The following is a 3428-nucleotide window of genomic DNA, read 5'->3' as shown; positions in this document are numbered from 1 at the left end:
AGCTAAAGGCTGTTGGGGCTTTTTTATATCGTATTAAAACGAGCACTTACAAAGCAGTGTTGCTGCATGCGGTTACAGAAAGTTACTTTTCAGCTTGTGGTTTTTTCACCGCAGGTAAAATCAAGTTCATCAAAATAGCGACAATACCGCACAAACTAATCCCCGTTAAGCTAAACGAGCCAATACCAAACGCCATTCCGCCAATACCGAACACCAACGTTACCCCAACAATACTAAGATTACGTGGTTCAGATAAATCGACTTGATGACGAATTAAGGTATTTAATCCAACTGCTGCAATCGAACCAAACAGTAAGCACATAATACCGCCCATTACCGGTACAGGTATGGTTTGCATCATAGCGCCAAGTTTACCTACAAAGGCGAGGGTTATCGCAGTAATGGCTGTCCAGGTCATAATCCGTGGATCAAAACTTTTGGTCAGTGTAACTGCTCCTGTTACTTCACTATAAGTGGTGTTAGGCGGTCCGCCTAATGCAGATGCTGCTATCGTAGCAATACCATCGCCAGTAAGGGTGCGATGTAAACCAGGCTTTTTAAAATAGTCTTTACCCGTCACGTTAGAGATGGCTAAAATATCGCCGATATGTTCAACCGCTGGCGCAATGGCAACTGGGATCATAAATAGGATTGCATGCCAGTTAAATTCAGGGGCAACAAAGTTTGGCATAGCTAACCAAGCGGCTTGGGTAACAGGGGTGAAATCGACAACCCCAAAGGCTAAGCTAACACCATAGCCAACTAAAATTCCCGCTAGGATGGGCATTAATCGGACCAATCCTTTAGCAAAAATCGCGACGATTATGGTGGTCGTTAAAGCCGAAAGTGAAATCATTAGTGCGACATTTTGCTCTACTATGATAAGACTTCCATCGCCACTTTTACCTAATGCCATATTGACAGCTACAGGTGCTAAGCCTAAGCCAATGATCATAATGACTGGGCCGACAACAACCGGTGGCAATAAAGTATGTATAAATCCAGTGCCACGAAGTTTCACTGTTAATCCAAGTAGCATATAAACCACGCCAGCAGCCATTAAACCGCCCATGGTGGCTGGAATACCCCATGTTTGTACGCCATATAAAATGGGAGCGATAAAAGCAAAGGAAGAAGCGAGAAACACAGGGACTTGACGTTTAGTGACTAATTGAAACAGTAGGGTACCGAAACCGGCTGTAAATAAGGCGACACTTGTGTCTAAACCCGTTAATAACGGCATTAGCACGAGTGCACCAAAAGCGACAAATAGCATTTGTGCGCCTTGAAGCGGAATTAACACGCGTTTCATATTGTTCTCCATCATTATTTAGAAAGTTAGCGTGTGATTAAACGGCGCGAATTGTCACATAAAAGCGATCATATGCATAACAACTTTGAGGACGCTGTAGCGATTATTGTTATTTGATATGGCTACAATACTGGGTCAATTTGGCAGTAGTAAAAAAGAGTTTTCGTTATCCATTACTCGATAGAATTTTATTATGATATAATTTGTTCACTTATATTTGCTGCGTTTATGTTATCAGATGCTGAAAAAACTAATTAATCTCATTGCGTTACCACTAATTGCGTTAACTTCGATTACGCTTGTACATGCTGCGGAAGTGAACAAGCTTGATGAAGCCGATATTACGGTAGCTTCACGCGCAAACGATGTGAAAAACAACGCCCTTAAAGAGGCATTAGCTGCCGTTTTCTTAAAAAACTCTGGTCTACCAAGTGTGGTATTAAACCCATTGGTTAAAGCTCAAATTAATAACCCAGAAGTCATTTTGACTCAATATGGTTACTATGAGAAAAATGGCGAACTGATGCTCAAAGCCAGCTTTGACCATCAACGGGTTATTTCAACGTTACGTGAAGCAGGTTTACCTGTTTGGGGCAGTCAACGCCCATTAACCTTGTTATGGATGTCGGTTGATGAAAATAATGAACCGTCTATTTTAGCAGATGCTTCTTCGGCCGATATTCGATCTGAGTTGGCTCAAGAGTCTAGTAACAAAGGCATTCCATTATTGTTGCCAATAATGGATTTGGATGATGTTATGCAAGTCAGTATCACTGATGTACGTGGAATGTTTACCGATGTGCTAGCTAACGCATCTACCCGTTATCAAGCTGATTATTTCGCTATTGCCAATTTGGATACTCAAGGCGTTAACGTTCATTACACCATCAAATTATTTGATAAAAATAGAACTAATGGTGTGTTACAACCGTTAATTTCGCAACAAGGTGATGCGACTGATAATCAACAAGCCACGAAGCGAATGATGAACATTCTAGCCGATTATTATATTAGCCAGTATGCCATAGCCTCTACAGGCAGAGATGTTGCTACCCAAGTTAGCTTTACTGGGTTAAATAACATGACTCAACTGGTACATGTTGAAACATATCTTCGCCAGCTCAGTGCGGTAAAATCCCTTAAACTGAGTCAGTTTAAGGGTGATGCAGCAACATATACGATAGAATTATTTAGTAGTGTAGATGACCTGCAAAGATTGCTTAATATTGATAGCCGGTTATCACAATTAGATACAGTGGGTAGTGTGGAGTCATTTTATGAATCTAAGGCCGACAATCCAGCGCCTAAATTACTTTATCAATGGTTGGGCCAATAAGTATTATCACCAGATGCGCTGTACACTTTAGTCGTACAGCGTGAATTTTATACCAAGGTTATCTTTCTATGCTGGCTTCTCGCTGATACTCGCATAATTGACGGATTTAGGTATAATAGCGTTAGTTAGTTTATGATTTTGAGACCTATCTGAGTGACACAAAACTCACCAAGACAATTATCTTTACCCGTTTATCTACCTGACGATGAAACCTTTCAGAGTTATTATCCTGCTTCGGGTAATGATGAGTTGATCCAGAAACTTCAAGCTAGCGCTGAAGGCAATCTAGCGTCTTCTTTATATGTATATGGCCCAGAAAAGTCAGGCCGAACCCATTTAATGCATGCAGCTTGTGCACTTGCCAATGACCTTGAACGTCGTACTCTCTATATCCCACTAGGCATTCATGCCAGTATTTCACCGGCATTATTTGAAGGTCTAGAGTCTCTGGAGTTAATTTGTATTGATGATATTGAAGCCATAGCGGGTCATCCTGTATGGGAAGAAGCTATTTTTCATTTATATAATCGTATAGCTGAGCAACAAGATTGTCGTTTAATTGTTAGCGGAAAGGCATCACCTTCTGAAACCGGTTTTTTATTGCCTGATTTGGTTTCTCGTATGCAATGGGGATTAATCTATCAATTACAACCAATGGCAGACGATGAAAAGCTTGTGGCCTTGCAGCGCCGAGCGGCAATGCGTGGTTTACAGTTGTCTGATGAAGTAGGGCGCTTTTTACTGACGCGAATGGCGCGTGATTTACGCACCTTGTTTGAT

3 protein-coding genes are annotated in these 3428 nt (G+C 41.3%); 2 read left to right on the top strand and 1 reads right to left on the bottom strand.

The window, feature by feature from the left end; translation table 11 throughout:
- Window positions 1–82 precede the first annotated feature (82 nt).
- Window positions 83–1312 carry a uracil-xanthine permease family protein gene (locus tag CXF78_RS17570; RefSeq protein ID WP_059745346.1) on the bottom strand — a complete coding sequence of 410 codons (1230 nt, stop codon included), beginning with the start codon at window positions 1310–1312 and terminating at the stop codon, window positions 83–85.
- Window positions 1313–1550: 238 nt separating this feature from the next.
- Here CXF78_RS17570 and CXF78_RS17565 point away from each other — a divergent pair, with 238 nt between their 5' ends.
- Entirely contained in the window at window positions 1551–2648 is a 1098-nt protein-coding gene (locus CXF78_RS17565) for a DUF2066 domain-containing protein (protein ID WP_011637216.1), read from the top strand.
- Between the two features lie 153 nt (window positions 2649–2801).
- Window positions 2802–3428, top strand: a 627-nt coding sequence (hda, locus tag CXF78_RS17560) for a DnaA inactivator Hda (RefSeq protein WP_102037483.1), incomplete at its 3' end; no start/stop codon positions are given.

The sequence above is a fragment of the Shewanella sp. 11B5 genome, from assembly GCF_002836795.1.
GTDB lineage: Bacteria > Pseudomonadota > Gammaproteobacteria > Enterobacterales > Shewanellaceae > Shewanella > Shewanella frigidimarina.
This window is presented reverse-complemented; position numbering and strand designations above follow the sequence as displayed.

Bases quoted from the DNA above. Each gene is read 5' to 3' on its own strand.
- CXF78_RS17570 (WP_059745346.1), bottom strand. From the start codon at position 1,312: ATGAAACGCGTGTTAATTCCGCTTCAAGGCGCACAAATGCTATTTGTC.
- CXF78_RS17565 (WP_011637216.1), top strand. From the start codon at position 1,551: ATGCTGAAAAAACTAATTAATCTCATTGCGTTACCACTAATTGCGTTA.